This window comes from Vreelandella sp. ssv, from assembly GCF_059448525.1.
The window spans coordinates 2,251,690-2,277,928 of the sequence record NZ_CM182545.1; the positions used below are offsets into that span (position 1 = coordinate 2,251,690).

General features: G+C 51.4%; 27 protein-coding genes, 2 tRNA genes and 1 pseudogene. 12 read left to right on the forward strand and 18 right to left on the reverse strand.

Going from position 1 to position 26,239, the window contains the following annotated elements; translation table 11 throughout:
- Nucleotides 1-44 precede the first annotated feature (44 nt).
- The 6 genes from upp to AC5TBW_RS10360 form a co-directional block, all read right to left on the reverse strand.
- A complete protein-coding gene (gene upp, locus AC5TBW_RS10335) occupies nucleotides 45-674 on the reverse strand; it encodes a uracil phosphoribosyltransferase (RefSeq protein WP_495508498.1) in 630 nt (209 codons plus the stop codon).
- Between the two features lie 94 nt (nucleotides 675-768).
- Entirely contained in the window at nucleotides 769-1,452 is a 684-nt protein-coding gene (gene ung, locus AC5TBW_RS10340) for a uracil-DNA glycosylase (RefSeq protein WP_495511949.1), read from the reverse strand.
- 2 nt (nucleotides 1,453-1,454) lie between these two features.
- A complete protein-coding gene (gpt, locus tag AC5TBW_RS10345) occupies nucleotides 1,455-1,934 on the reverse strand; it encodes a xanthine phosphoribosyltransferase (RefSeq protein ID WP_427388234.1) in 480 nt (159 codons plus the stop codon).
- A 5-nt stretch (nucleotides 1,935-1,939) separates the two neighbouring features.
- Nucleotides 1,940-2,485, reverse strand: coding sequence for an adenine phosphoribosyltransferase (locus AC5TBW_RS10350; RefSeq protein ID WP_495508499.1), 546 nt, complete (start codon nucleotides 2,483-2,485; stop codon nucleotides 1,940-1,942).
- 50 nt (nucleotides 2,486-2,535) lie between these two features.
- On the reverse strand, nucleotides 2,536-3,834 hold the full coding sequence (locus AC5TBW_RS10355) for an NCS2 family permease (RefSeq protein WP_495508500.1): 1,299 nt from the start codon (nucleotides 3,832-3,834) through the stop codon (nucleotides 2,536-2,538).
- A gap of 241 nt (nucleotides 3,835-4,075) precedes the next feature.
- Nucleotides 4,076-4,708, reverse strand: a complete 633-nt coding sequence (locus tag AC5TBW_RS10360) for a riboflavin synthase subunit alpha (protein WP_495508501.1) — start codon at nucleotides 4,706-4,708, stop codon at nucleotides 4,076-4,078.
- 581 nt (nucleotides 4,709-5,289) lie between these two features.
- Here AC5TBW_RS10360 and AC5TBW_RS10365 point away from each other — a divergent pair.
- The 4 genes from AC5TBW_RS10365 (at nucleotide 5,290) to AC5TBW_RS10380 (ending at nucleotide 8,460) form a co-directional block, all read left to right on the forward strand.
- Nucleotides 5,290-6,348 carry a methionine ABC transporter ATP-binding protein gene (locus AC5TBW_RS10365; RefSeq protein WP_495508502.1) on the forward strand — a complete coding sequence of 353 codons (1,059 nt, stop codon included), beginning with the start codon at nucleotides 5,290-5,292 and terminating at the stop codon, nucleotides 6,346-6,348.
- The gene (locus tag AC5TBW_RS10370) at nucleotides 6,329-6,982 is read left to right on the forward strand and encodes a methionine ABC transporter permease (RefSeq protein ID WP_495508503.1); all 654 of its coding nucleotides are present in this window, start codon (nucleotides 6,329-6,331) and stop codon (nucleotides 6,980-6,982) included. Before AC5TBW_RS10365 ends, AC5TBW_RS10370 begins: the two co-directional genes overlap by 20 nt.
- Nucleotides 6,983-7,086: 104 nt before the next feature.
- Nucleotides 7,087-7,878, forward strand: coding sequence for a MetQ/NlpA family ABC transporter substrate-binding protein (locus AC5TBW_RS10375; protein ID WP_495508504.1), 792 nt, complete (start codon nucleotides 7,087-7,089; stop codon nucleotides 7,876-7,878).
- A 102-nt stretch (nucleotides 7,879-7,980) separates the two neighbouring features.
- Nucleotides 7,981-8,460, forward strand: a complete 480-nt coding sequence (locus tag AC5TBW_RS10380) for a GAF domain-containing protein (RefSeq protein WP_495508505.1) — start codon at nucleotides 7,981-7,983, stop codon at nucleotides 8,458-8,460.
- A gap of 56 nt (nucleotides 8,461-8,516) precedes the next feature.
- Here AC5TBW_RS10380 and AC5TBW_RS10385 read toward each other — a convergent pair.
- Together AC5TBW_RS10385 and AC5TBW_RS10390 are read right to left on the reverse strand one after the other, a co-directional pair.
- Nucleotides 8,517-8,593 (reverse strand) — tRNA-Val (locus tag AC5TBW_RS10385).
- A 23-nt stretch (nucleotides 8,594-8,616) separates the two neighbouring features.
- Nucleotides 8,617-8,693: transfer RNA gene (locus tag AC5TBW_RS10390), tRNA-Val, on the reverse strand.
- A gap of 207 nt (nucleotides 8,694-8,900) precedes the next feature.
- Here AC5TBW_RS10390 and AC5TBW_RS10395 point away from each other — a divergent pair.
- Entirely contained in the window at nucleotides 8,901-9,971 is a 1,071-nt protein-coding gene (locus tag AC5TBW_RS10395; protein WP_495508506.1) for an endonuclease/exonuclease/phosphatase family protein, read from the forward strand.
- A 36-nt stretch (nucleotides 9,972-10,007) separates the two neighbouring features.
- Here AC5TBW_RS10395 and AC5TBW_RS10400 read toward each other — a convergent pair whose 3' ends face one another.
- Nucleotides 10,008-11,384, reverse strand: coding sequence for a class II fumarate hydratase (locus AC5TBW_RS10400; RefSeq protein ID WP_495508507.1), 1,377 nt, complete (start codon nucleotides 11,382-11,384; stop codon nucleotides 10,008-10,010).
- A gap of 348 nt (nucleotides 11,385-11,732) precedes the next feature.
- Between AC5TBW_RS10400 and AC5TBW_RS10405 the strand changes: the two genes are divergently transcribed.
- Nucleotides 11,733-12,107, forward strand: a complete 375-nt coding sequence (locus tag AC5TBW_RS10405; RefSeq protein WP_495508508.1) for a phasin family protein — start codon at nucleotides 11,733-11,735, stop codon at nucleotides 12,105-12,107.
- Between the two features lie 117 nt (nucleotides 12,108-12,224).
- On the opposite strand, the gene hda is transcribed toward AC5TBW_RS10405, so the two are convergent.
- Complete coding sequence (gene hda / locus AC5TBW_RS10410; RefSeq protein ID WP_495508509.1) at nucleotides 12,225-12,932, reverse strand: DnaA regulatory inactivator Hda; 708 nt, start codon at nucleotides 12,930-12,932, stop codon at nucleotides 12,225-12,227.
- Nucleotides 12,929-14,074, reverse strand: a complete 1,146-nt coding sequence (locus AC5TBW_RS10415) for an AI-2E family transporter (RefSeq protein ID WP_495508510.1) — start codon at nucleotides 14,072-14,074, stop codon at nucleotides 12,929-12,931. The genes hda and AC5TBW_RS10415 overlap by 4 nt, the downstream gene beginning before the upstream one ends.
- Before the next feature lie 225 nt (nucleotides 14,075-14,299).
- Between AC5TBW_RS10415 and purM the strand changes: the two genes are divergently transcribed.
- Nucleotides 14,300-15,367: a phosphoribosylformylglycinamidine cyclo-ligase gene (gene purM, locus AC5TBW_RS10420; protein ID WP_495508511.1), complete on the forward strand. Its 1,068-nt coding sequence runs from the start codon at nucleotides 14,300-14,302 to the stop codon at nucleotides 15,365-15,367.
- Nucleotides 15,364-16,113: a phosphoribosylglycinamide formyltransferase gene (gene purN, locus AC5TBW_RS10425; protein ID WP_495508512.1), complete on the forward strand. Its 750-nt coding sequence runs from the start codon at nucleotides 15,364-15,366 to the stop codon at nucleotides 16,111-16,113. Before purM ends, purN begins: the two co-directional genes overlap by 4 nt.
- Nucleotides 16,114-16,201: 88 nt before the next feature.
- Here purN and dcd read toward each other — a convergent pair whose 3' ends face one another.
- The 4 genes from dcd to cobA all read right to left on the reverse strand — a co-directional run bounded on the left by dcd (nucleotide 16,202) and on the right by cobA (nucleotide 19,987).
- Complete coding sequence (gene dcd / locus AC5TBW_RS10430) at nucleotides 16,202-16,768, reverse strand: dCTP deaminase (RefSeq protein ID WP_495508513.1); 567 nt, start codon at nucleotides 16,766-16,768, stop codon at nucleotides 16,202-16,204.
- Between the two features lie 11 nt (nucleotides 16,769-16,779).
- Complete coding sequence (gene apbC, locus AC5TBW_RS10435) at nucleotides 16,780-17,580, reverse strand: iron-sulfur cluster carrier protein ApbC (RefSeq protein WP_495508514.1); 801 nt, start codon at nucleotides 17,578-17,580, stop codon at nucleotides 16,780-16,782.
- 167 nt (nucleotides 17,581-17,747) lie between these two features.
- The gene (locus AC5TBW_RS10440; protein WP_495508515.1) at nucleotides 17,748-18,980 is read right to left on the reverse strand and encodes a coiled-coil domain-containing protein; all 1,233 of its coding nucleotides are present in this window, start codon (nucleotides 18,978-18,980) and stop codon (nucleotides 17,748-17,750) included.
- 176 nt (nucleotides 18,981-19,156) lie between these two features.
- A complete protein-coding gene (gene cobA, locus AC5TBW_RS10445; protein WP_495508516.1) occupies nucleotides 19,157-19,987 on the reverse strand; it encodes a uroporphyrinogen-III C-methyltransferase in 831 nt (276 codons plus the stop codon).
- Nucleotides 19,988-20,232: 245 nt separating this feature from the next.
- On the opposite strand from cobA, the pseudogene AC5TBW_RS10450 reads away from it, so the two are divergent.
- From AC5TBW_RS10450 to AC5TBW_RS10460, 3 genes and pseudogenes are all read left to right on the forward strand, one after another.
- A pseudogene (locus AC5TBW_RS10450) lies at nucleotides 20,233-21,133 on the forward strand (GGDEF domain-containing protein).
- 31 nt (nucleotides 21,134-21,164) lie between these two features.
- The gene (locus tag AC5TBW_RS10455; RefSeq protein WP_495508517.1) at nucleotides 21,165-21,503 is read left to right on the forward strand and encodes a 4a-hydroxytetrahydrobiopterin dehydratase; all 339 of its coding nucleotides are present in this window, start codon (nucleotides 21,165-21,167) and stop codon (nucleotides 21,501-21,503) included.
- The gene (locus tag AC5TBW_RS10460) at nucleotides 21,504-22,694 is read left to right on the forward strand and encodes an amino acid aminotransferase (protein ID WP_495508518.1); all 1,191 of its coding nucleotides are present in this window, start codon (nucleotides 21,504-21,506) and stop codon (nucleotides 22,692-22,694) included.
- A gap of 211 nt (nucleotides 22,695-22,905) precedes the next feature.
- On the opposite strand, the gene AC5TBW_RS10465 is transcribed toward AC5TBW_RS10460, so the two are convergent.
- The 3 genes from AC5TBW_RS10465 to AC5TBW_RS10475 all read right to left on the reverse strand — a co-directional run bounded on the left by AC5TBW_RS10465 (nucleotide 22,906) and on the right by AC5TBW_RS10475 (nucleotide 25,602).
- A complete protein-coding gene (locus tag AC5TBW_RS10465; protein WP_495508519.1) occupies nucleotides 22,906-24,252 on the reverse strand; it encodes an MATE family efflux transporter in 1,347 nt (448 codons plus the stop codon).
- A 99-nt stretch (nucleotides 24,253-24,351) separates the two neighbouring features.
- Nucleotides 24,352-24,936 (reverse strand): YceI family protein, encoded by a 585-nt coding sequence (locus AC5TBW_RS10470; protein WP_495508520.1) that lies wholly within the window; start codon nucleotides 24,934-24,936, stop codon nucleotides 24,352-24,354.
- A 93-nt stretch (nucleotides 24,937-25,029) separates the two neighbouring features.
- Nucleotides 25,030-25,602 (reverse strand): cytochrome b, encoded by a 573-nt coding sequence (locus AC5TBW_RS10475; protein ID WP_495508521.1) that lies wholly within the window; start codon nucleotides 25,600-25,602, stop codon nucleotides 25,030-25,032.
- Between the two features lie 353 nt (nucleotides 25,603-25,955).
- Between AC5TBW_RS10475 and AC5TBW_RS10480 the strand changes: the two genes are divergently transcribed.
- Nucleotides 25,956-26,234, forward strand: coding sequence for a hypothetical protein (locus AC5TBW_RS10480; RefSeq protein WP_495508522.1), 279 nt, complete (start codon nucleotides 25,956-25,958; stop codon nucleotides 26,232-26,234).
- Nucleotides 26,235-26,239 lie beyond the last annotated feature (5 nt).

Sequence of the window (26,239 nt, forward strand, 5' to 3'; positions counted from 1 at the left end):
ATGCCCCTAACGCGAAGCGTAAGGGGCAATATTATGAGGAGTGCTTAGCGCGTCCCGAAAATCTTATCACCAGCGTCACCTAAACCGGGGACGATATAGCCGTTTTCATCGAGTCGATCATCGACCGAGGCGGTGTAAATTTCCACATCGGGATAAGCTTCCTGCACCCGCTTGATCCCTTCAGGAGCAGCGACGAGCACAATCACTTTCATGTGCTCACAGCCACGTTCACGCAGCATGTCCAGCGTGGCGACCATCGAACCGCCGGTGGCGAGCATGGGATCAATGACAATCGCCATGCGCTCTTCGATATCGTTAGCAAATTTGGCGAAATAAGGCACCGGCTGCAGGGTCTCTTCATCACGGTACAAGCCGACAACGCTCACTCGGGCACTAGGGATCAAATCAGTGACGCCTTCCAGCATACCCAAGCCTGCACGCAGAATCGGCACAACGGTGACTTTTTTACCCTTCAGGCGCCGTGTCGCAATTGGCTCACCGTTCCACCCCTGGATTTCATGGTCTTCCAGCTCCAGACCTTTCGTTGCTTCATAGGTCAACAGTTTAGCGACTTCACCTGCCAGCTCACGAAAGCTCTTAGTGCTTAGGTCAACTTCGCGCATCAGTCCCAGCTTATGTTGAACAAGCGGATGGTTAATGGCGTAAACACTCATGGGACTTCCTCACTGCAGGAGATTCAGAATGGCAACCTGGGATCTATCACTAGGCGCAAAATTGCGCACATTCTACCTGCATCCCGTTAAGAGGTTAAGGGGTTTGCGGCAATTGCCACTCAATTGGCGTCCGCCCATGGGCTTGTAAGAATTGATTTGCTTGGGAAAAATGCCGAGTGCCGAAAAAGCCTCGGTGCGCGGAGAGCGGCGAAGGGTGCAGGGCTTCGAGTATCAAGTGGCGCCGCTGGTCGATTAACGCCTTCTTCTGACGCGCATGGCTCCCCCATAACAGGAACACACACGGCTGGGCATGCTCGCTGACGGTTTCAATCGCACGATCGGTAAACGGCTCCCACCCCTTTCCACGATGAGAGGCCGCATTGCCCTGCTCTACGGTTAGCGACGTGTTGAGCAATAACACGCCCTGTTTAGCCCACGCCTCAAGATGACCATGGCGAACAGGGGTAAACCCCACATCGCTAGCCAGCTCTTTATAGATATTGACCAGCGACGGCGGCACGGGAACACCTGCCTGCACGGAAAAACAGAGGCCGTGGGCCTGATTCGGTCCATGGTAAGGATCTTGCCCTAAAATGACCACTTTCACTTCGCTCAATGGGGTCAACTCAAAGGCACGAAACCATTGTGAAGAGTGCGGATAAATGATCTTTTTAGCCGCTTTCTGCTGCGCCAGAAACGCTTTTAGCGACAGCATATAGTCGGTCTGAAACTCATTACCCAGCCACTGACTCCAATCTTCAGGAAGTGGATTGGTCATCATTACCTCTTCATTTGATCGACAAGCGGCTCAACGTAAGCAACGCCCATATCCCACGGAAACTGAATCCAGCACTGCTGCGCCACTTCCGTTAAGTATTGATCCACCAAAGGGCGACCGTCAGGCTTGGCATAAATAGTCACAAAGTGAGCCTTCGGCAACATTTTGCGAACTGCGCGCGCAGTTTTGCCAGTATCCACCAAGTCATCGACCAGCAGCCACCCATCGCCGTCGTGGTCGACGCCTTTCATGATATCCAGACCGCCCTGATCCATATGATCGTAGCTTTTAATGCACACCGTATCGATCAGGCGGATGTCCAGCTCACGAGCAATCAGAGCGGCAGGTATCAAGCCACCACGGGTAATGGCCACGATGCCTTTAAAGTCACGCTCGATCATCTGATGGCAAAGCGTACGCACATCACGATGAAGCTGATCCCAGGAAACAGTGAAGTGTTGGTGATAACGGTCGCTGCTCATGGGAATTACTCGTCTTCGTTGAATGAACAAACTGCGAATACGCTGTAACCCGCATCGCGAATTTTCTGTGAACCACCCAGCTCGGGTAGATCAATAATCGTGGCCGTCTCTACTACGCGTCCACCACTGCGCTGAATGAGATTAGCCGCGGCTAGCATGGTGCCACCGGTGGCAATCAAATCATCCATCAACAGGATACGGTCATCCTTCTGGAACGCATCGGAATGCAGTTCAACTTCCGAATGGCCGTACTCCAACGTATAGGTTTCACTAATCGTCTTGAAGGGTAGCTTGCCCTTCTTACGTACCGGCACAAAGCTACACCCCAACTCATAAGCCAGCGGCGCGCCAATAATGAAACCGCGCGCATCAATCGCCGCGATGGCATCCAGGTTCATTTCCTGATAGCGATGCACAAAGCTGTCGATCAGCTTGCGAAAGGCAGCGCTATTCTGCAATAAGGGCGTGATGTCGCGAAAATTCACGCCCTGTTCAGGCCAATCGGGAACCGTGCGGATAACGGACTTGATGTAGTCGCCGTAGATGCTCATCGCGTCTCTCATTGAGTAAAAAAGTTAAATGTTAAAAGGGGAAAAGCCGATCACACCAAGAATAGATACCGTCCTGCAAACAGCAGCGCCAAAATAACGACGGCCGGGTTCAGATCGCTAAACCGTCCCGATAGTGTTTTGATCGCAACGTAGCTAATAAAGCCAAGCGCTATCCCCTCGGCAATAGAGAATGTCAGCGGCATCGCCAGGGCAGCAATCAGTACCGGCGCTGCATCTGTCGGATCTTCCCAATTCGCATGCGCCAGACTTCCCGCCATCAGTACCGCCACATACAGCAGCGCGCCTGCTGTTGCGTAGGCCGGGATTGAACCCGCCAGGGGCGCGAAGAAAAGGCTGATAAGGAACATAACGCCAACGACCACTGCCGTTAAGCCAGTACGACCACCCGATACGATACCCGCAGTAGATTCAATGTAGCTCGTTGTAGTGGAAGTACCCAATGCGGCGCCCGCCATTGACGCGGTACTGTCAGCCATCATGGCACGACCCAGCCGCGGTAGCTTGCCATCTTTATCCAGCAATTTTCCTCGATGAGCAACGCCTACGAGCGTTCCCGACGTATCGAACAGATCCACAAACAGGAAGGCAAAAATCACGCTGAGCATCGCTACATCCAGCGCGCCCATTAAGTCCATAGCCATAAACGTAGGGGCAATCGACGGCGGCATGGACATCAAACCACCGTACTCATTGTGGCCAAGCGCTATCGCAATCACGGTGACGCCCAAAATACCGATCATTACCGCACCGGTGACCCGCAGGTAAGAGAGCGCGGTAATCACAAAGAAACCTAACAGCGCATAAATAGCCGGTGGCTGAGAGAGATCACCTAGCGAAACGTAGGTTGCAGGATTTGCAACCACAATCCCGGCATTTTTAAGGGCTATCATTGCCAGGAAAAGACCAATACCGGCGGCGATTCCAAGTCGTAAAGCCATGGGAATGGAGTTAATAATCCATTCCCGAATTCTAAAAATGCTTAGCATGAAGAACGTTAAACCGGAGAAGAACACGGCCCCTAATGCCGCCTCCCAGGTATACCCCATGCCCAGTACAACGCCATAGGTGAAGAAGGCGTTCAACCCCATACCTGGCGCCTGAGCGATAGGGTAGTTGGCCCAAAGGCCCATCACGAAACAGCCAATCGCTGCAGCCAAGCAAGTTGCAACGAATACCGCGCCGTAATCCATACCCGCTTCAGACAAGATGCTCGGATTGACGAATATAATGTAGGCCATCGTCAGGAACGTTGTGATCCCGGCGATAACTTCTGTTTTCACATTGGTTTTGTGCTCGGTGAGCTTGAAATAGTTATCCAGAAGTTTCATGAATCTTGTTGTCCTTAGCGCTAATGCCGCACGAGTATGCGTTCTGGTGCTGAGAAAAGCCGCACATATTACCGAAACGCTCACCGTGATGCGAGCGCCTTAGCAAGGCGACCAATGTATGCGGGAGAAGCCCCGCCGCCAAATACCAAGCAATCTTTAGGCCATAATTTAACCGATCGGTCAAGATGGTGGCCAAAAGAGCTCATTATGCACGTTGCTGCTCCCTCAATTGAATTTCGCTTTACTGAAACCCACTTTTTTGAGATAGCACTCGCTCAACGGTTTCAACGATTACCTGAGTTTGCGGGTCAATTTCGATGTTGACCTTATCCCCAGGCGCTCGATGCTGCAGCATGGTGCGCGATAGCGTCTCTGGAATTAAATTGACGCTGAACTCTACGCCACCACCTTCAGTATGCCGTACATCCCCGATGGTCAGACTAATACCGTCTACGCCGATATAGCCTTTTTCAAACACGAAGCGCCCTAGCCTTTCAGGCAGTGAAAACCACAGCCGACGATTGTTAGGCGCTTCCTCGATAGCCACTACTTCTGCCATAGAAATTATGTGGCCCGACATGGAGTGACCACCAATCTCATCTCCAAAGCGCGCCGCGCGCTCTATATTGACGCATTGCCCTGGGGCAATTGCACCAAGATTGGTCAGTCGTAACGTTTCACGCATTAAATCAAAACTAACGTTATCGCCGTCTATGGCAGTTACCGTGAGGCAAACGCCGTTATGAGCAACAGAAGCGCCTATCTCAAGCCCTTCGCGCATTGATGGAGGCATTTTCACGACATGGACGCGAAAATCATCAAGCTCACGCACTGCCACAACGCTGGCCACTCCTTGCACAATGCCGGTAAACATAAAGCCAGTCACTCCTAAGTGGTTAAACCAATGTGTTAAAAACCTGCTGTTGAAACCTGATGTTAAAAACCACCTGATAACATCAGTAGTAATGATCCTGAAAACTGCTGGCGAAAGCGTCTGTCAATGCTCCATGTTTATGCAGCAATGATGGTTTATTGGCCAGGGTATTCTATGCCATCTTCTTTTCAAACGTTGAGCCAACTTAGATAGTATTTATCTAGCGAGTCGGATTCTAAATCTACACTGCAGACTTATATCCTTAAGCGCCTCCAAGCATTAGATAATATGACTATAATAAACACTTCAACCATAAAATCAGACCGTTATAATTGACAAAACACTTGCTTATCTCTAAAATTTTTCGCAAATGTAATGACGCCGATTTGTACCCAGATTGCGGGCGTCCACTTATTCTCTGACGTAGTATTGGTCACTGATGGGTGAAGTGCAGCTAAACGGGTGTGTCCAGCGTTAATGGCCGCCCATCAGGGTGGCCTTTTTTATTTCCCATTCGGGACTGGCTCGCCCTCAGTTTGCACCCCGCACTCCGTCTTCGGCCTACCTGTAAGGCAGACGCTATGATTGAACTTAGCAACGTCAGTAAAACTTATTTTAGTAACACCAGGGGCAGCGGCTCAAATGACGTCCATGCACTCAAAAACGCCAATTTAACCGTTCCCAAGGGCACGATTCATGGTGTTATTGGCCTCTCGGGTGCGGGCAAATCGACGCTGATTCGCTGCGTTAATCTATTAGAACGCCCGACAAGTGGCAGCGTCACAGTAGATGGTCAAGAGATGACCCGCCTTAGCAACGCGGCGCTTAACCGAGCCCGACATCGCATCGGCATGATTTTTCAACACTTTAACCTGCTAACCACGCGTACGGTGTTCGACAACGTTGCCCTACCTCTGGAACTAATGGGGCAAAAACGCCACACCGTTCGTGATCGCGTTATTCCGTTGCTGGAGATGGTCGGCTTAGCGGATAAAGCTGATCAATACCCAGCTCAACTCTCTGGCGGTCAAAAGCAGCGAGTGGCCATTGCCCGGGCGCTAGCCAGTAAGCCACAAGTATTGCTATGCGATGAGGCCACTTCTGCACTAGACCCACAAACCACCAGCTCGATACTGGAGTTGCTGCGCGATATTAACCATCAACTGGGTATTACCATCTTATTGATCACCCACGAGATGGAAGTGGTTAAATCAATTTGCCATCGGGTCAGCTTGATTTCAGATGGTAAACTGGTAGAAGACTCTGAAGTGGGTGATTTCTTCACCGCTCCCCGCACTCAGCTGGGCCGTGAGTTTCTCAATGATTTTCTTCAGCTCACGCCACCTAAAGAACTGATTGAAAGGCTTCTTGATGCCCCCGGCGCAAATACCCACCCGGTAGTACGCCTAACGTTTTCGGGCGATGCGGTCTCTACGCCGTTGATTTCGCGTCTGGCCCGGGAATGCGGGGTCGATGTCAGCATTCTGCAAGCCAAGGTAGAGTCGATCCAGGAGCGCACATTGGGTCTGATGATCGCCGAATTGTTGGGCACGCCGTCACAAACCCAACAAGCCATGACCTATCTTGAATCTCATCAACTACAGGTAGAGGTACTCGGCCATGTCCAGCGCAATGATTGATCTTATTTTACAGGCCACGCTGGATACCCTCTATATGGTGGCCGTTTCAGGACTTATTTCCACTCTCGTTGGCCTTCCGCTTGGAGTGATGCTGTACGTTACACGCCCACGCCAAATATTAGCGAAACCCGTGCTCAACCAAGCGTTGAGCATTGTGACCAATATTGGCCGCTCGATCCCTTTTATTATTTTAATGGTGGCGATCATTCCCTTTACGCGCATGTTGGTGGGTACCTCGATTGGCATTAACGCCGCGTCGGTACCGCTTACCATTGCGGCTATTCCATTCGTGGCGCGCTTAGTTGAAGGCGCGCTGAATGAAATCTCCCCAGGCTTAATCGAAGCCGCCCAAGCCATGGGGGCAACGCCTTGGCAAATTATCTGCAAGGTACTGATTCCAGAAGCCCGAGGCGGGATCATGACGGGGTTAACCATTACCGCTGTCACGCTGGTTAGCTACTCTGCGATGGCAGGTGCTGTCGGCGGTGGCGGCCTGGGCGACCTAGGCATTCGCTACGGCTATAACCGTTTCAACCCCACCATTATGATGATTACCGTCGTTATTCTGGTGATCATGGTGCAAGCCTTCCAGAGCTTGGGTGATTACTTAGTACGCAAAAGTGATCGTAAATAGGCGCCTAATATCCCAACAATTCAATATAACCAAATCGAATTAGACAACGGTTTTTTATTGCCGCATTATTGCACCATTATGTACAACGTCACTGGAGAAACCCTATGCAAAAATTGATAATTGGCAGTCTTACAGCCCTCGCCCTGGCGGTTAACGTGGCAAATGCTGAAACGCGCAGCATTAAAATGGGTACCGTTGCAGGTCCTGAAACCGAAGTGATGGAAGTTGCGGCGCGTATTGCTAAAGAAGAGTATGACCTGGATGTAGAAATCATCGAGTTCACTGATTACGTCACGCCCAACGCCGCTCTGGCCGACGGCAGCTTGGACGCCAATGCCTATCAGCACGAACCCTATCTGCAGTCAATGGTTGAAGACCGCGGCTATGACTTAGCCATTGCTGGCTACACTTTTGTGTACCCGATCGGCGCTTATTCTGAAAAGTACGACAGCATTGATGACTTGCCTGAAGGTGCACAAATTGCACTGCCCAACGACCCTTCCAATGAAGGTCGTGCACTGATTCTGATGCACAACGAAGGCTTGATTACCCTTAACGATCCTGAATTTCTAGAATCAACGCCTATTGATATTGCTGAAAATCCCCGCGATTTTCGTTTCCGCGAAATTGAGGCAGCCCAGCTTCCTCGCGTATTGCCAGATGTCGACATGGCCTTCATCAACAATACGTTCGCACAGCCAGCTGGCTTAAGCCTGGACGACGCATTGATCAAAGAAGGTCCTGAGTCTCCCTACGTCAACCTGATCGCCGTACGCGGTGGTGACGAAGAGCGCGAAGAGATCCGTCAATTGGTCGACGCCTATCAGCGCGATGAAGTGATCGAAAAAGCGGAAGAGCTCTTTAAAGGCGCGGCGGTACCTGGCTGGATCGAGTAATACCAAGAATTCGCTATCAATAGATGACATCAGGCCGACACATATAGGTAACCCCCTATACCAACGTGTCGGCCTGTTGCGTTAGTAGAATAGGAGCACCTTATGCAAAAGAGTGTTGACTACCCCTTCTTAAATCGCCAGCTTGAAGCGCTACTCGACACACGTGACTGGCTGACTAATAGCGCTCAAACCTGTGCCTTTATTCAGCAGCAGCTAAGCGACTTAAATTGGGTTGGCTTTTATCTTCAGCGCCAGCCTGATGTATTGGGCCTAGGACCGTTTCAGGGGCAACCAGCCTGCCACCCCATCCCTTTCAGCAAAGGGGTTTGCGGTGCCGCTGCACGCCAGCAAATCACCCAGCGGGTCGACGATGTGCATGCCGTGGCCGACCATATTGCCTGCGATGCCAATTCGCGCTCCGAGCTGGTAGTACCCATTGTGACCAACGGCACTCTATGGGGGGTTCTTGACCTGGATAGCCCTCTCCATGCGCGCTTTACCCCACAAGACCAAGCAGGCATTGAAGCATTAGTCGCCACATTTATACGTCATACAGAGCTGACCGACTTAATGGAACGCTAAGGCGCCCATACAAAAACACCCCGTGCAATAAATGCCGGGGTGCTTTTGATGTCAGCTGGTAGGACCAGGCGGATTTGAACCGCCGACCTCCACGATGTCAACGTGGCGCTCTAACCAACTGAGCTATGGTCCTAGAAAGAGGTGTTAGCATAAAACTGGTAGGACCAGGCGGATTTGAACCGCCGACCTCCACGATGTCAACGTGGCGCTCTAACCAACTGAGCTATGGTCCTATTGCGCGCTGAAAACGATGGCGCTAGCTAAGCAACGGATGCGTATTTTACGCTTTCATCCCTGAATTGCAAGCTATTTCCTGCTCCTAGCACTTATGCCACGGCACTAACTGTTTTAACAAAAGTTGTTTAATTCGACACTTATATCTCTATAGCGCTAGGCTAGGTGTTTTGATGTTCTTGGCGTTACCTATAAGGAGATAAACCATGCTGGGCATTTTGCTGGGATGCATAGCCATCGCGCTATTATTGTCAACGCTGATTGCGCGAATTGAATTACATTGGTGGTGGATCCGCAGCTTTGAATTTCCACGCTTGCAGATTGCCTGCCTAGCGATCATCACTTGGCTATTAGCCGCTGTACTACTGGAAGGGGGTACTTCGCAGTGGGTAACGCTACTTGCGTCAGGCATCACCTTTTTGATTCAAGGCTTCTACATCATGCCGTTTACTCGCCTTTGGCCGATTCAGGTTAAAACGGCAAAGAGCAACGACGATGGCAAAACCATCACGCTGCTAATCGCGAATGTACTGACACCTAATCGCCAAGCTCAACCGCTGATTGATATGATCAAACAGCATCAGCCTGACATTGTTCTGACCCTTGAGTCTGATCAATGGTGGCAAGACCAGCTTGATCCAGCGCTAGCAGAGCAGTGGCCCAATAACGTAAAAATCCCGCTAGACAACCTTTACGGCATGCACCTTTATTCGCAGCTTGAACTGACTAACACGTCGGTTGAATGGCTGATTCAAGATGACATTCCATCTATTCATACCCGAGTAACGCTCGCCAATGGTGACTCGGTCCGTCTCTTCGCCCTACACCCTCGCCCACCTGCCCCTAGCGAAAGTGAAAAATCCCTTTGGCGCGACGCTGAACTGTTACTGGTCGGAAAAAAAATTCATGAAGACCCCCAGCCAACCTTAGTGGCTGGAGACCTGAATGACGTTGCATGGTCACGTACCACACGGCTTTTTTGCCGTATTGGGGGCATGCTTGATCCACGCCGAGGACGCGGCCTGTTCAGTACCTTCCATGCTAAATACCCACTGCTGCGTTGGCCCCTGGATCATATTTTCGTCACAGAACACTTCACGCTGGTAGGCATGAAGCGACTTGACTACTACGGTTCTGACCACTTCCCGATATTGGCAACGTTTTGCTATCGCCCCTCGCGCAAAAACGAAGCCGAAACGCCAGAAGCCAGCGCAGAAGAGCGTAGCGAGGCCAACGAGACCATTCACGAAGGCAAAACGGAAGAACAAGAGACCTGAGTTCGCAGTCACTGTGTTAAGCCAAACTGTACCGTGTTACTCAGGGATGCCTCCCTGAGTTAACACCGATGGATCTAACAGCCGCTCCAGCGTTTCGCGATCGAGATCGGTTCTCTCTTCGGCGACATCAATGATTGCTCTGCCCGCCTGATAGGCCTCTTTTGCGATGGCGGCGGCAGCGTTATAACCGATTACCCCATTTAACGCCGTTACCAAGATGGGGTTCTTCGCTAATGGGCGTTTTACATTCTCTTCACGCACTTTAAAGGTCGCAATGGCCCTATCCGCTAGCAGCCGAGCAGTATTGCTCATTAAGCTAATGGAGGTAAGCAGGTTGGAAGCCACCAGCGGCAACATAACGTTTAACTGAAAGTTGCCGCTTTGTCCGGCAACCGTAATGGCGGTATCTAAGCCAATCACTTGCGCGGCCGCCTGGGCGGCTGACTCTGGAATCACCGGATTGACTTTGCCCGGCATAATCGAGCTACCAGGCTGCAATGCTTCAAGCTCAATTTCTCCCAGCCCAGCCAGTGGACCAGAGTTCATCCAACGCAGGTCATTGGCAATTTTCATAATCACACAGGCCAAGCCTTTTAACTGACCTGAAAGCTCTACTGCCGCGTCCTGGGACGATAGGCTGGCAAAGAAGCTGTCGTTAGGCGTGAACATTAATCCCGTCTGCTCGCTAAGCTCTTGGGCAACCTGCTCAGCGAAACCGGTTGGTGCGTTAACGCCGGTGCCCACAGCGGTTCCCCCCTGCGCTAGTCGACAGAGCCTTTTCATAGCGCTATCGAAACGCTCAATGGCCTGATTTAGCTGACTCGACCAGCCACCCAGCTCTTGATCCATGCGCAACGGCATAGCATCCATTAGATGAGTCCTGCCGGTTTTAACCACATGACTAAGTTCACTAGCCCGCTGGTCAATGGTATCGCGCAGGTGAACCAGCGCTGGGCGCAGAGATTCGTGCACTGCGATAGCCGCCGAAAGATGAATAGCGGTTGGAATCACATCATTACTCGACTGCCCCATATTAACGTGATCATTGGGGGTTACCTCAACGCCTTCACGGCTTGCCAAGGTCGCCAACACTTCGTTGACGTTCATATTGGTAGAGGTGCCTGAGCCGGTTTGAAAAACGTCGATGGGGAAATGCTGATCATGCTTGCCCGTTAATACTTCCCGAGCCGCTTTTTGAATCGCTTCGCCACGCTCGCTATCTAACCCCCCCAGGGCTTGATTAGCCCGGGCTGCCGCCAGCTTTATGCGCGCCACTGCATGAATAAAGGCGGTGGGCATAGGTGTGTGAGATACAGGAAAGTTATTGATAGCCCGTTGGGTCTGCGCGCCGTAGAGGGCGTCAGAAGGCACTTCCAATTCGCCCATGCTGTCGCGTTCCATCCTTGTTGCCATTGCACTTGCCTCCCATCAGTAAGATTAGTCGTGCTAATTATCTGAGCATGCAGCCGCAATATCGTTCGCCATCGGCAACACCTACCTTCAAGCTAGCTGGTTAGAGCACAGCGGTAAATACGTCAGTACACTAGCTCGACCTGCAATCGAGCCAGCTTATCCACGCAGGCTAATCACGCATAAAAAAGAAAATCTAAACGCCGCATGTTGCACTGCACAAAAACACTTGCTATGCTGCACCGCAAGATAGCTTTTAAAAGCGGAGCGCTAAAAAGCTAATTATTCAATAAGCAGCGCCAACCTCTGGATAGCTGCTTCTGGCAAAACTAAACCCTGGAGGGTATGACGATGCGTACATTAAATACTAACGAAATGACTCAACAGTTTGACAATATGTTCATGGCTCCTGTTCGTGCCTACATGGCCCTGAGCGTTGATTACACTGAAAAAATGGTCAATGCACAGATGGATGCTAGCAAAGCCTATTTCGATACAGGCGTTGCGCAAATGCGCCAGATGATGGACGTAAAAGATCCTGAAGGCCTGCGTAGCTACATGGAAAGCCAGCAAAAAGTGGCTAAAGAACTAGCTGAACGCGCCAAAGGCGATGCGGATAAAGTGGTGTCGCTGCAGCAGGATTTTATTCAGAAGAGCCAAAAAATCACGGAAGATAACGTCAAGCAAGCGCAAACTGTCGCTAGCAAAATGACGAAAACCGCTTAAACCAAACAGGTTTACGTGGGCCGCATGTGCTTTTAAGTAGAGCGGCAACAACGCCCCGCTGGCTCGGCCAGCGGGGCGTTTTGGTTACAGCCCTAGCAGTTTGTAGTAACAATGACTTCACCAACTGAGTGCAGATTTCACAAACGGAATCGTTAGCTTGCGCTTGGCAGTCAAAGAAGCCTTATCGAGGGTTTCCACAGCGCGACACAACTCCCCTAGTTCACGCGGGCCACGATGCAAAATATAGCGCCCTACGTCATCTGGCAGCTGCATTCCTCTCACGCTGGCACGCAACTTTAACGCCTCTAAACGCTCGCCGTCGTCATCTAACGGGTGAACGTGAAACGTAACCCCCCACGTTAAACGCGACGCTAAATCAGGCAGCACTACATTAAGCTGGCGTGGAGACGCACTCGCCGCTATCACCAATTTTTTACCCGCATCACGCAACCGATTAAAAGCGTGAAACAGCGCCTCCTCCCAGCGTTTACGACCAATTACGCACTCCAGATCGTCAATCGCCACCAGATCCAAGCGCTCAATGTCTTCGAGCATCAACGGCGGAAAGTGTCCTAAATCACCCAGGGGCAAATAGAGCGCACGTTTATCAGCATCCGAAGCGGCATGACAGGCTGCTTGGAGTAGATGGCTACGGCCGACACCAGGCGCCCCCCAAAGGTAAAGAAACTGTTCACCCTCGGTGGTTAACTGCTGGGTAATGTGCTCTACCAGCGGCGCGTTCGCCCGCGCCGCGTAATAGTTATCGAAAGTAGCATCATCACGCAACCCAATTCCCAGTGGAAGCTGTGCCGGTACTCGGCTCATGGGGACTCCCCTAAATCTTTACGACGTTGCTCATCACGGTTCGGCTCATCATGGTATGAAGAACTGACTTCAATGATGCTGTTATGTTTGTCGGTGTTATTTTCGTCGTACAGCTCACTGTGCTGATAGCGAACTTTAACCTCTTTCAGTAGCACCAGAATAATCGCTGCCACCGGTAGTGCTAGCAACACGCCTGTCAATCCAAACAGATTGCCGCCTGCCAACACGGCGAATATAACCGCAACCGGGTGAAGGCCAATTTTATCGCCTAATAACTTAGGTTGCAGAATAACGCTCTCTGCCATTTGACCAATACTGAATACCAGGATAACCCCCAGTACCGCCCACCAGGTCGCGAATTGAAAAAGAGCGACAACGAGGGCGATGACTAAGCCAACGATAAAGCCCAAGAATGGCACGATACTGACCAGCCCAGAAACAAAACCAATGAGCAGACCAAAATTCAGCCCCATCAACGTCAAACCAACCGCGTAAATAATCCCTAAACACAGCATGACCAACAGCTGTCCGCGTAAGAACGATGAGAGCACCTCATCGCAGCGGCGCGCCAAGCGAAAAGTATCATCTGCCCACTGACGCGGAATCAGGTTGGCAATGTTATCGAGCAGCCGATCCCAATCCAGAAGCAAATAAAAGGTCACAACGGGGATCAGCGCCACATAGGTAATCCAGGACACAAACGCCATACCGGAACGGCCAATTTGGCCTAATGCCTGGGCTAAATATCCTCCCGCATCACGCCAGTTTTCGGCCAATGTTTCTCTGACATTGGTTAATTCTGTCGTTACATCGTAGCCAGTCCACTCCTGAACTTGCGGAGCGAGTACAGTTTCTACCCAGGTAAAGACGCTCGGAATAGCCTCTCCCAGCTGTTTAAGCTGTTGTACCAACAGCGGAATTAATATAAGCAAACTGATGACGAGAACGATGAGGAGCACCAAAAATACGCTACTCACCGCTACCAGGCGATTCATGCCCCAGCGCTGGAACTGGTCCGCTAGCGGATCGGCTAGGTAAGCGAGAATCATCCCAGCAATAAAAGGCATCAGTACTGCATCCAGCAAATAAATTGCGCCGCCAATCACCACCAAAAATAGGACGCCCCACCAAGAATTCCGCATAGTTTCCTCTCACAAGTGGATTTAATCCCACTATTTTCAATAATCGTCGCTATTTTACTTATCACTACTATGCCGCATATGAGCAAAAGCTGCTCGCCTGCTTTTCAACATGTGTAACAGCGGTGCGACCTGAGCCGCTGAGTGTTACAATCCGCCAAAGTTAAGCCCAGCTCTGGCCTTGTCGCCAGCACTACCAGCACCGCTAATTGCTTCACAGGATCTGTCATGACCGAGACCTCCTCTTCTTCGGCTACTCCTTCCCTCAGCTATAAGGACGCAGGCGTCGATATTGATGCCGGTAATGCCCTGGTTGACCGCATCAAACACGTTGCCAAACGCACTACTCGCCCAGAGGTAATGGGCGGGCTGGGCGGTTTTGGCGCGCTGTGTGAAATTCCAGCAGGCTATCGGCAACCCGTACTTGTCTCCGGAACCGATGGGGTCGGCACGAAACTGCGCCTAGCGATGGATCTTGGCAAACACGACACGATTGGTATTGATTTAGTCGCTATGTGTGTCAACGATTTGATCGTGGCAGGTGCCGAACCGCTACTGTTTCTTGACTACTATGCCACGGGCAAGCTCGATGTGGATATTGCCGCTGATGTTGTCACCGGTATTGGCGCTGGCTGTGAGCTAGCGGGATGCGCGTTAGTCGGCGGTGAAACCGCGGAAATGCCGGGCATGTACGAAGGCAGCGATTACGATTTAGCTGGCTTTTGCGTTGGCGTTGTTGAAAAAGCAGACATCCTGGATGGTAGTAAAGTAGCCAAAGGCGACGTGATCCTGGGGCTGGCCTCATCAGGTCCCCACTCCAACGGTTACTCACTGATTCGTAAAATACTCGACGTCAGCAACGCTTCGTTAGACACCGACATTGACGGCAAGTCTCTCGGTGATGCGCTAATGGCGCCTACTCGCATCTATGTAAAATCCCTGCTCTCTTTAATGCGCGGCAGCGATATTGCAGTACACGCCTTATCGCATATTACTGGTGGCGGGCTGCTTGAAAATATTCCCCGCGTACTGCCTGATAATCTCGCGGCGCATATTGATATTGCCAGCTGGGAGCGCCCTGCCGTGTTCGATTGGCTCCAGGCCCAGGGCAACGTCAATGAAACCGAAATGCATCGCGTGCTTAATTGCGGTATTGGTATGGTGGTCGTGGTCTCCCAACAGCAAGCTGAACAGGCAACCGCTCACTTGGAAGCCGAAGGCGAAACTGTTTATCGCCTAGGGCAGATCGTTGATCGCCAAGAGGACGCCGTTATTTTGGAGAACCTCTCGGCATGACCAATACGGACTACCAAAGCGATACCATTAGAGATGTGGTTCCAGACCCTCTCGGTGCGCGTCGCATCGTGGTGCTGGTGTCAGGCAATGGCAGCAATCTACAGGCATTAATTGAAGCCCAATCCCATGACCGGCTAGGCGGTGGCGAGATTGTTGCCGTCATCTCCAATATCGCTGATGCCTATGGTTTAAAGCGTGCCCACGAAGCAGGTATTGAAGCGGTGGCCCTGCCCCATCGCGAATATGATAGCCGTGAAGCCTATGACGGCGCCCTGATCAAGGTCATCGAGCGTCACGAGCCGGACCTTATCGTTCTGGCGGGCTTCATGCGTATTTTGACACCTCGCTTTGTACAACGATTTTTGGGCCGTATGCTCAATATTCACCCGTCACTGCTCCCTGCTTACCAAGGCCTCAACACCCATGCCCGCGCTCTGGCAGACGGCGTTGCAAGCCATGGCTGTAGCGTTCATTTCGTCACCGAAGAGCTGGACGGGGGGCCCGTGGTACTCCAGGCCGAGCTTCAGGTCAGCGCTGACGATACGGTGGAAACGTTGCAGGAAAAGGTGCGCTCTCGCGAGCACCTGCTTTATCCCATTGCCGTGCAGTGGTTTTTAGAAGGCAGGCTACAGTTCAGTCCAGAAGGTGCCAAAATGGATGGCCACCTACTGCCCGAACACGGCATGCGCCTCTCCCATGCAGATGCGGCTGAAGAGCTTGATGAGGAGTTCGACGAAGAGTCTTAAAGCTAGACTTGTATCCTCACAGCAAGCAGCAAAAAGCGCCTTACGGTTTTGCCGCAAGGCGCTTTTTTTGGCAATGCATTTTGCAGGACTAGGTACGCGGCAGCGTAACCCCTCGCTGCCCCATATACTTTCCGCCACGGTCTTTATATGAGGTTTCGCACACCTCATCAGACTCTAAGAACAGCATCTGCGCGACACCTTCATGGGCATAGATTTTCGCGGGCAGATTGGTGGTGTTAGAGAACTCTAAGGTCACGTGGCCTTCCCACTCCGGCTCCAACGGCGTTACGTTTACAATAATACCGCAGCGCGCGTAGGTGGATTTACCTAGGCAGATCGTCAGCACATTACGCGGGATACGGAAGTATTCGACCGTGCGCGCCAGTGCAAATGAGTTCGGCGGAATAATGCACACATCGCCCTTAATATCGACGAAGCTTTTTTCATCAAATGCCTTCGGATCCACAATCGCTGAGTGAATATTGGTGAAGACCTTGAATTCATCAGCACAGCGCACGTCATAGCCATAGCTTGAAGTACCGTAGGAAATAACGCGCTGGTCATTTACATAGCGCACCTGTTCGGGTTCAAAAGGCTCAACCATCGCATCGCTCTTGGCCATGCGGCGGATCCAGTTATCAGATTTGATACTCATGTGTTACTTCATCACTCGCTAAAAGAAATAGTGGGACCATCGCCTTGGTTGGCATTAACCGCCTCGGCTACTTTTTGGGCGATAGCAGCAAAGGTCTGGCTAACCGCACCCTCTGGTTCAGATATGACGCTCGGGCGGCCTGAGTCCGTCAATTCACGAATAGAGAGCGTGAGCGGCAGACGTCCAAGCACTTGGGTGTCGTACTCTTGCGCGATACTGTCGCCACCACCGGTACCAAAAATAGCCGCTTCATGGCCGCAATTTTCACAATGGTAAAGGCTCATGTTTTCTACCACGCCGAGTACCGGGACATTGACCTTGCGGAACATCTCAATGCCTTTGCGGGCATCTAACAGCGCAATATCCTGGGGCGTTGTGACGATCACAGCACCTGCCACCGGCACTTTCTGCGCCAGCGTCAGTTGGATATCGCCAGTACCCGGCGGCATGTCGATCAGTAGAAAGTCGAGATTGTCCCACTGGGTCTGCGTCAGCATCTGTTGAAAAGCACCCACGACCATGGGGCCACGCCATACCATCGGTTCGCGCGTATTGACCATAAACGCCATCGACATGGCTTGTAGGCCGTGTGCTTCCAGCGGCAGAAATTTATCGTTGGCTGCCGCTTGAGGGCGCACGCCCTCTTTAACGCCCAGCATCTGAGCCTGGCTAGGGCCGTAAATATCGGCATCAAGAACACCTACACGATACCCTTGTGCAGCCAGTGCTAACGCCAAGTTAACGGTGACCGTGGATTTACCCACGCCACCTTTACCCGATGCCACTGCAATAATATGTTTAACCCCATCCATTCAATGGCACTCCTCATTTAGGCACTTAATTAACGTTGAGTGGATGATACTCCTCGGGGGCTCAATCATAAACCAGCAAACAAAAAGCGAATGCCGGTTGCCCGACATCCGCTCTTGTTCTCTTCACATTATAACTAAGCCATCACGGCAACAGCTTACAACGATTTTTAGCCGGCATTTTGCTGCGCTTCTTCACTTCCACCGTCGCTATCGTTGGCGCTTTCATCAGAGCCTTCATTAGCAGAACTGCTCTCGGAGGAGCTCTCTTCAGAGGAGTTTTCTTCAGAAGCGCTACCTTCAGAAGAGCCACCGGCACTCTCTTGTGAGGATGAAGTCGCTTCACCAGCGGACTCTTCCGCATCGGCCAAACGGCTATCTAATGTCGACAGCTCGTCGCGCCATTCGCTTAACTGGCCCTCTAAACGCTCCAGCTGGCTCTCACGCTCTTCAATATCGCTTTCAACACTCGATACTTCTTCGCGGCCCATCTCCAAAGCGACCATGACGTCATCGAGCTCGGTGCGCACATCGCTCAAGCTCTGCTCTTCCTCTTCGCGAAGCGCCGTTAGCGAATCAACTTCGTTTTGCAGTTCATCGCGTTCGCTAGTGATGGAGTCACGCTCGCTTTTTAACTCATCAAGCTCGCTTTGGGCAGCTGAGATTTCCTCTTCTAAACCGCTTAACTGTTCATTTGACTGACTAATCTGCTCTTCTAGCCCAGACAGCTCCTCTTCCGTGTTGGCCAGTTCTTCAACCGCTTGCTGACGCTGCTCCTCAGCCTCCTGACGGGCGGCTTCAGCCTCCTGACGAGCTTCTTCAGCGCTAGAACGCGCTTCTTCTACTTGCTGGAGGGTACTTTCCGCCTCATCACGAGTGCTGGTGATCTCATCGCGCTCTTCACGCAACGTCGTCATCTCACTCTCAGCGCTCTCTACCTGCTCATTAAGCGAGGCAATTTCCTCTTCCAGCGCATTACGCTGGGATTCCAGTTCTTCTAACCGCGACTGCACATCGCTGACATTGGTTTGAGCGCTCTCAAGCGACGAGTTGGCCTCCTCCTGCTGAGCCTCAAGAGAAGCCATCTCCTCTTGCAGCGCAGCTAAATTGGTTTCAGCTTCCTCAATTTCGCTAATGCGCTGGCTCATTTGGCTGTTTTCTTGCTCAGCGCTGGCGAGCTGCTCTTCCAAGCTGTCAACGCGATCCTGACGAGACCCTGCGTTAGACTGCGCCATAATCGCCCAGATAACGGCGATGGCAGCAATACCGGCAATCGCTTTGACCCGATTATCTTGAAAGAGGGTTTTCATATCCGTTTTTTTAGCCAGCTCTGTTTTTTTTGTTGGCTCAGGCTTATTGGCCGGTGCCGGTGTTGGGTGATCCGAATGATTTTCTTCTGACATTACGTGTTCCTCAATGGTCTAAGCTAACGTTTGCCCAAGCTAACGGTGTTGCTCTGCTTATATATTGCTAGCCGTGGATGATCTCCCCTTAAGCATACACAGCTCACTGTATCTAGCCAGTCTGTTAGTAAAATCGTATACAAATGTTGCTGCAGTGTTACTGCGCAACCTTAGAATTAATCAGATTTGGACGAGGCCGGATGTTTACCCTCGTAAAAACCCGATGCTTGACCCTCATTGGCATCAAACCAACTAAGTGCCGTGTGCAGCGAGACCACGCTGCCCACTATTAGCAGCGTAGGTGGTTTAATCTCGCCCGCCAAGAAAGTATCGGGTAACGCTGACAAACTTCCTATATGGGTGCGCTGTTGGCGCGTCGTTCCTTGCTCAATCAAAGCGAGCGGTGTTTGCGGGGCTAAACCGTATTTCATCAGCGCCTGACTAATAACGTTAACGCTCCCCAACCCCATATAAAACACTAGCGTTTGTCCTGGTCGCGCGAGCGCATCCCAATCAAGCTCACACTCACCCTGCTGCAAATGTCCAGTCACAAAGCGAACGGACTGAGCATGATCGCGATGCGTCAAGGGTATCCCCGCGTAAGCCGCGCAACCCGATGCCGCCGTGACACCTGGTATCACTTCTACACTGACCTGCGCTGCCACCAGGGCTTCAAGCTCTTCCCCGCCGCGACCAAAGATAAACGGATCGCCGCCTTTAAGGCGCACTACGCGCTTGCCTTGCTGGGCCCATTTCACCAACGCTTGGTTGATACCATCCTGAGGCACACTGTGCTGCGAACGGGCTTTACCCACGTAAAAACGCTGTGCTTGGGGTGGAATAAACGCGACGATTTCATCGCTGACCAAGCGGTCATACAGTACGACCTCCGCTGACAGCAGACGCTTGTATGCTTTAAGCGTTAATAGCTCGGGATCGCCAGGTCCTGCCCCCACTAAACTCACCAAGCCATTCGGCTGAGACGCTTGTTCTCGTACTACGTCCAAGAAACCACCTTAGGAATAAAAAAAATATTTAATATGCAAAAAAGTAATTAATTTTATCATTAAATGCCAATAACGCCTTATCGATTACTTAGAATGCAATCGAATATATAAATAAAAATAATAAATATATTCTAAATAAATATAAATAATAGCCGTTTTGTCTGTAATGACTTACATCCCGTTTACGAAAATAGCGCTAATCTTCACGATCGAATTTAAATTGGCATATGTTTGGAGATTCACGCATGCCCGTGAATGATATAGACACACCACAGCAAGTCAGTGCAGATAAATTAGTCCCCCATATCCCTGGTGTCATCTTTCAGTTCCACCGTGCTCATAACGGTCATATGCGCTTCCCTTATTTAGAGGGAGGTGGCGTGGGCCTCAAACATATTGACCGGGATCTGCTCGCTCGCAATGCAGGACAACTCGTCGAGCAACTAACTGGCAACGATCACCCCAAAATCATGTCGGCGATTGAGCGTTCCGCGCGATGGATGCTGCCTCTTACAACACGCTTTAGGCTACCCTTTCCTAAAGGGAAGCCTCACTGGATTGCCGTCAGCGCAAAGCCAGAACTGGTTCACGATGGCGTCCAGTGGAACGGTATCATGATGGACATAAGCGATCAGGTATCCGAGGAACAGCGGCTTCGTAAGCTGTGCGATACCGATCCACTGACCGAGTTACCCAATCGGCGAAAATTGATGGTGCACCTAACGAACGTCGCCTCACTCAGCACCCGCCACGGCACACCGCTATCTATTATGATGATCGATATCGATCATTTTAAACGCCTTAATGACCGCTGGGGGCACCTGCATGGGGATCACGTACTCAAGCAGCTGGCTATACAGGCCCAATCGCTACTTCGCTGTGAAGACATGATCGCCCGATTGGGAGGAGAAGAGTTTATGGTAGTGCTGCCGCTCACGCCGCTACAGCAATGCCATACGCTTGCAGACCGATTACGAGAAGCTATCAGCGCACGAGACTTTGGCATGGGAGTAGGCCATGTCACGTTAAGCATTGGGATCGCTGAGTATCGCTGTGGTGAACCTTACTAGCTTAATCGAACGGGCTGACCAAGCACTTTATAGTGCCAAGGACGTTGGTCGCGACCGCGTATGCCTTCTACGCTAGAGAATAACGCCTAACTAGCAGGAGAGGACCAATGACAACGCTCGCCAAACAGCTTTGCGAACCCTGCAGTAAAAATGCGCAGCCGCTAAGCCAAAAGGAAGTTAATGAACGGTTAAAAAACCTCATCCAGTGGCAGATTGTCGAGCACGATGGCATCATGAAGCTGTCGCGATGTTTTACCTTTCGTGACTTTGCTAGCGCTTTGGCATTTACCCAACGCGTTGGCGAAATTGCAGAGCAGGCCGGCCATCACCCCGTTATTGTGACCGAGTGGGGCAAAGCCACCGTCACATGGTGGTCTCACGCTATCAATGGCCTGCACCTAAATGACTTCATTCTTGCCGCCAGAACCGACGAGGTAGCCGAATAAATGTTTGAGCATATTGAGCGAGTCCCAGGAGACGCCATTCTCGGGCTGATCGAAGCTTTCAAAAAAGATACCAATCCACAAAAGGTAGACTTAGGTGTTGGTGTTTACCGCGATACCCAAGGCAATACGCCGGTAATGCGCGCCGTTAAGGAAGCAGAAGCTCGCCTGCTCAAGAATGAAACGACGAAAACCTACATCGGTTCTCATGGTGCGCCCAGCTACGGCGAAGTAGTGCTTCCCATGGTATTTGGCGCTGAGTCCCCGGTACTGCAAGCCAACCGCGCGAGTGCAACTCAGTCGCCTGGTGGTACCGGTGCCCTTCGTTTGGCCGCTGATTTTATTGCCTCACAGCTGCCGGGTAAGGGCATCTGGGTAAGTGACCCAACGTGGCCAAACCACCACGGTATTTTTACCGCGGCGGGTATTGAGCTGCACAAGTATCCCTACGTAGATCCCGACAACCGTCTGGATTTTGACGGGATGCGATCAGCGCTGAAAAGTATTCCAGAAGGTGATGTAGTGGTACTGCATGCCTGCTGTCATAACCCCACGGGTTTCGACCTTTCCCACGACCAGTGGCAGGAAGTGTTGGAAATTGTCCGTGAACGCAAACTTCTTCCGCTGATCGACTTTGCCTATCAGGGCTTTGGCGAAGGCTTGGACGAAGATGCTTATGGCGTCCGTCTACTGGCCGAAAACCTCGATGAAGCCATCATCACCAGCTCTTGCTCAAAGAACTTTGGCATTTACTGCGAGCGCACCGGCTGCTTGATCATGGTCGCCAAAGACAGCGAGCAGATGGAAAACATCCGTTCTCAAGTCGCCATCGTTGCCCGTGAAAACTACTCGAATCCGCCTGCACACGGTGGCTCTATCGTCAGTGAGATTCTCCATGACGCAGAGCTAACCGCGTTGTGGCGTGAAGAGCTGACCGAAATGCGCGATCGTATCAACACGTTGCGTCGCGATTTCGTAGAAGCGCTGAAGCCTTATGGCCTGGATCAGAAGTACGCCTGTGTCGCTGAACAGCGCGGAATGTTCTCCTATACCGGCCTAACGCCGGAACAAGTGGACCGTTTACGCGACGAGTTTGGGATTTATATGGTTCGCTCAGGCCGCGCCAACGTAGCGGGCTTCTCACAAGAGAACCTGCCCTACCTGGCTAAAGCTATTGCCGCTGTAAACGACTAGTTAGTAAGCATTTTATCTAACGTAAAAACGCCCAGGGAAGCCTGGGCGTTTTTGTGTGCATGGCACTTAACAGATCAATCAACTCTTCGGCACACTCAGCGTACCCTTGTATAAATCATGGCGGCAGATAGCCCCCTTTACCCATGGTACAAATAAGAAGACACCGACGCGTTCTTTGCTCTGTTTCAAAACAACATTGCCAACTTTGTCATTAATTAACAAATCCCGCCTGCCGATGCGGGCGGGATAATATACGTCGCATCACTTGCCAAGCCGTAAATCCCGCCAGTAAGTTACCTATGGCCGCCCCTGCGGCTAGCCCCCACCACCCGAAGAACTGCGAGCCCAGCCACAGGCAGGGTAGATAACAAATAAATAGCCGTGCGCTCGAAAGCAGCATGGCTCGCAGCGGCCAGCCCAGCGCATTACCTGCAGAAACCACCAACATACAGACCCCCAGGGCCGAGTAACTGGGCAGTAAAAAGCGGATAAGCAGCGTTAATTCGCTTTGTACATCCGGGTTACCTGCTAACGCCATGGCCAGCCAGGGCGCTACCAGGGCCAATAACACCCCAAGCCCTAACTGCCAGAACAGAGCCACTTTAATTGCCAAACTCATCAACTGCTGAATCTGCCCCCAATCACCAGCACCGTAACAACGACCCAACCACGGCGGCAGCGACATAGTCATGGCGAGTATCACCATCAACGAGAGGGTTTCCAAACGGCTCGCCAAGCCCCAGGCAGCCACTTCACTTTCACCTAGGCCCGCTACAACGGAAATTGCCAGCATCGCCGCCAAGGGCGGCATCAATTGGCTAACCATTGCAGGCGCGGCAATGCCCGTGAAGGGCCGCCAAGAGTGCTTCGCTTCCAGCCATAGCCCTTCTCGTGCGGCCCACTCGCGCTTGAGTAATTTACGCGTGGTCACCAACAACCCGACTGAAAATGCGATCGCGGTTGCCCAGGCGGCACCAGGGAGACCCCAGCCTTCCCACTCGCCTATGCCAAAAATCAGCAGTGGATCGAGAACAAGGTTAACAAGGCTACTGAGTACCATCATTTTGCCTGGTAGGCGGGTGTCACCGTGGGCACGGAAAACGCTGTAGCTAAAATAAAGCAGCGCTCCCAACCATGCGGATAGCAACTGAGGCGCCCAATAAATGCGGATATAGGAAAGCGTCGTTTCATCCGCGCCCAGCAGTTGAAAGATAGGCGCATAGAATGCCCATAAAGCGATCGCCAAAAGGCCGATAACGCCACCACCGGCCATTAATACCAGACTGCTTAAGCGTCTCGCCCGGGCCTCCTCACCCGCTCCCAATGCCCGCGAAATAAGCGCGGCAATTGCAATACCCATCCCTACCTGAATGCCGATAATCAGAAACGACAGGGGAAAGGTAAATGACTGCGCGGCCAACGGGGCCGTTCCCAAACGAGCAATGAATGCGCTATCAACAAGTTGAAAACCCAATAGCGCCAATACCCCAATGGCCATCGGCCATGTTTGGCGCCATAGGGTTATCGCCAACTCTTTTTGATGCAGGACGGCTGCCAAGCAATCTCTCCTCATTTTGACGAATTAATAATGCATCGGATTTAACGTAAAACGCCACCGCCCCTTAGAGGGCAGTGGCGTACACAGAACAGCAAGCTGTTACTGACGAATACCTTCAAACGTAACGTATAGCTCTAACTCGTGCATAGTTTCCGGGAAATCACTCATGTCGATACCGTAATCGCTCAGCTTCAGCATCGTGCTGCCTTCGAAACCAGCGCGGTAGTTACCCCAGGGGTCATCACCCTCACCGATCATCTTAACCGGCATTTCAATTTCTTGAGTCTCGCCGTGCAGAGTGAGATCACCTGTCAGTACGCCTTCATCGTCCCCGGTGGACTCAAAGCTTGTAGAGGCAAAGGTCGCTGTCGGGAATTCGCTGGCATTGAGGAAATCTTCGCTCAAGATATGGCGATCACGCTCAGCATGGTTAGTCGTTAGACTTTCCACCTGAACTTCAATTTCCGCTGAAGAGGCATCTAAATCTTCAGGATCGTAAGCAAATTGGCCGTCAAACTCTTCAAAGCTACCTAGAATGTAGGAGAAGCCGAGGTGACTGATTTTAAATTGAACAAAGGCGTGCTGGCCTTCGGTATCAATTTGATAGTCAGCTGCTTGGGCTTGGCTGAATGGTACCAGCGCTACAGCGGCGATCGCAGATGCAAATGCTGTCTTCTTGAACATATTGAATTGCTCCTTGCTTTACTTAATAGGCACCGCGGACAGTCAAACCTCTTATCCGCAGTGTTTAGAAAAACTCGTCAACAGACAACGTCATTATCTTGGAGCGTTTTGATTGCCGACTTGGCTATGCGCTGGGTTCAACATACGCACCAACGTTGTATGCTGGCCTAACCAGTGGTGCTTAAAGGCAGCCATAGCGTGACCCGCTGCTAAAATCATCAACGCCAGGGCACTGTACCAGTGGACGTTGCCCGCCAGACTTGCTTGGTTTGGGAGGTCATATAGCAGAGCAGGTACCTCAAACCAACCAAACACGCTAATACCACTGCCATCGGCAGTAGAAATTAAATAGCCGCTCACCATAACAACTAAAACAAGCACATAGAGTGCAATATGACCGATATGGGCCGCGATAGTTTCTAATCGGCTGCCCTCTGCATGGGGCGATGGCTGGACGAAACGCCATACCAAACGCGCCAATGTAGCCAGCAACAGCAGGATCCCAATCGAGCGGTGTACCCACGGCCCCTGATTATACCAAGGGTCATAATAGCCCAGGTCGGTCATCCACCAGCCCAGTGCAAACAGGCCAATGATGGTCAACGCACTTAGCCAATGAAATAGAATACTGATCAACCCCCAACCGCTGCGACTATTTCGCCACATTGTGGTATTCCTCATTTTTTCCATGGCGACTTAGACTTATTCAGCGCGCCCACAAAACGTGGCCAACGCTGTTCGGCCACCTCCAGAACTTTACCGCTAGAGGCTAATGAAAACCTCTGAAAAAAGCAGAATATTTCATTCGTAAAAACCATTGAATAAACGGCTAACGATTTTACACAGTGCACCTTTCTAAACGAACAAATGACAATTCATTCTATAAATTCGAATATAATTAGCAAATTTAATCAATTTTATCATTTTATTTGCGCGCTTACTATTAGTGCATGTCCTAAAAGACATCTAGCATCTGACTCAAAAACGGTACATCAAATTTCTATTAGAGAGCGCCAATCATGAAAAAAATTACCCTTATCACCGCTATTGCAATGACATTGACTTCTACAGCTGTTTTAGCCGAACAGGGCTCTGGCGAACTTAATCAGATTATTCACCCTAGCTCTTCGGTGAATCACAGCACTGACAACTTGTACGTGACACCAGCTGACTTGCCTTTGGTCAACGGCGATGCAAAGAACAACACCGTTGTTGCACCAAGCTCTAACACCAATCACTCTTCCAGCAATGAAGACCAGATTGCGTTGTCAGATCTGCCTCACCGCAACGCTTCTTGAAACAC

Bases quoted from the DNA above. Each gene is read 5' to 3' on its own strand.
- hda (WP_495508509.1), bottom strand. From the start codon at position 12,932: ATGAGCCGAGTACCGGCACAGCTTCCACTGGGAATTGGGTTGCGTGAT.
- AC5TBW_RS10365 (WP_495508502.1), top strand. From the start codon at position 5,290: ATGATTGAACTTAGCAACGTCAGTAAAACTTATTTTAGTAACACCAGG.
- purM (WP_495508511.1), top strand. From the start codon at position 14,300: ATGACCGAGACCTCCTCTTCTTCGGCTACTCCTTCCCTCAGCTATAAG.
- ung (WP_495511949.1), bottom strand. From the start codon at position 1,452: ATGACCAATCCACTTCCTGAAGATTGGAGTCAGTGGCTGGGTAATGAG.
- AC5TBW_RS10380 (WP_495508505.1), top strand. From the start codon at position 7,981: ATGCAAAAGAGTGTTGACTACCCCTTCTTAAATCGCCAGCTTGAAGCG.
- AC5TBW_RS10415 (WP_495508510.1), bottom strand. From the start codon at position 14,074: ATGCGGAATTCTTGGTGGGGCGTCCTATTTTTGGTGGTGATTGGCGGC.
- AC5TBW_RS10350 (WP_495508499.1), bottom strand. From the start codon at position 2,485: ATGAGCATCTACGGCGACTACATCAAGTCCGTTATCCGCACGGTTCCC.
- AC5TBW_RS10360 (WP_495508501.1), bottom strand. From the start codon at position 4,708: ATGTTTACCGGCATTGTGCAAGGAGTGGCCAGCGTTGTGGCAGTGCGT.
- AC5TBW_RS10440 (WP_495508515.1), bottom strand. From the start codon at position 18,980: ATGTCAGAAGAAAATCATTCGGATCACCCAACACCGGCACCGGCCAAT.
- upp (WP_495508498.1), bottom strand. From the start codon at position 674: ATGAGTGTTTACGCCATTAACCATCCGCTTGTTCAACATAAGCTGGGA.
- gpt (WP_427388234.1), bottom strand. From the start codon at position 1,934: ATGAGCAGCGACCGTTATCACCAACACTTCACTGTTTCCTGGGATCAG.
- AC5TBW_RS10470 (WP_495508520.1), bottom strand. From the start codon at position 24,936: ATGTTCAAGAAGACAGCATTTGCATCTGCGATCGCCGCTGTAGCGCTG.
- AC5TBW_RS10370 (WP_495508503.1), top strand. From the start codon at position 6,329: ATGTCCAGCGCAATGATTGATCTTATTTTACAGGCCACGCTGGATACC.
- AC5TBW_RS10355 (WP_495508500.1), bottom strand. From the start codon at position 3,834: ATGAAACTTCTGGATAACTATTTCAAGCTCACCGAGCACAAAACCAAT.
- AC5TBW_RS10475 (WP_495508521.1), bottom strand. From the start codon at position 25,602: ATGTGGCGAAATAGTCGCAGCGGTTGGGGGTTGATCAGTATTCTATTT.
- purN (WP_495508512.1), top strand. From the start codon at position 15,364: ATGACCAATACGGACTACCAAAGCGATACCATTAGAGATGTGGTTCCA.
- AC5TBW_RS10455 (WP_495508517.1), top strand. From the start codon at position 21,165: ATGACAACGCTCGCCAAACAGCTTTGCGAACCCTGCAGTAAAAATGCG.
- AC5TBW_RS10375 (WP_495508504.1), top strand. From the start codon at position 7,087: ATGCAAAAATTGATAATTGGCAGTCTTACAGCCCTCGCCCTGGCGGTT.
- AC5TBW_RS10480 (WP_495508522.1), top strand. From the start codon at position 25,956: ATGAAAAAAATTACCCTTATCACCGCTATTGCAATGACATTGACTTCT.
- apbC (WP_495508514.1), bottom strand. From the start codon at position 17,580: ATGGATGGGGTTAAACATATTATTGCAGTGGCATCGGGTAAAGGTGGC.
- AC5TBW_RS10395 (WP_495508506.1), top strand. From the start codon at position 8,901: ATGCTGGGCATTTTGCTGGGATGCATAGCCATCGCGCTATTATTGTCA.
- AC5TBW_RS10460 (WP_495508518.1), top strand. From the start codon at position 21,504: ATGTTTGAGCATATTGAGCGAGTCCCAGGAGACGCCATTCTCGGGCTG.
- dcd (WP_495508513.1), bottom strand. From the start codon at position 16,768: ATGAGTATCAAATCTGATAACTGGATCCGCCGCATGGCCAAGAGCGAT.
- AC5TBW_RS10405 (WP_495508508.1), top strand. From the start codon at position 11,733: ATGCGTACATTAAATACTAACGAAATGACTCAACAGTTTGACAATATG.
- AC5TBW_RS10400 (WP_495508507.1), bottom strand. From the start codon at position 11,384: ATGGCAACAAGGATGGAACGCGACAGCATGGGCGAATTGGAAGTGCCT.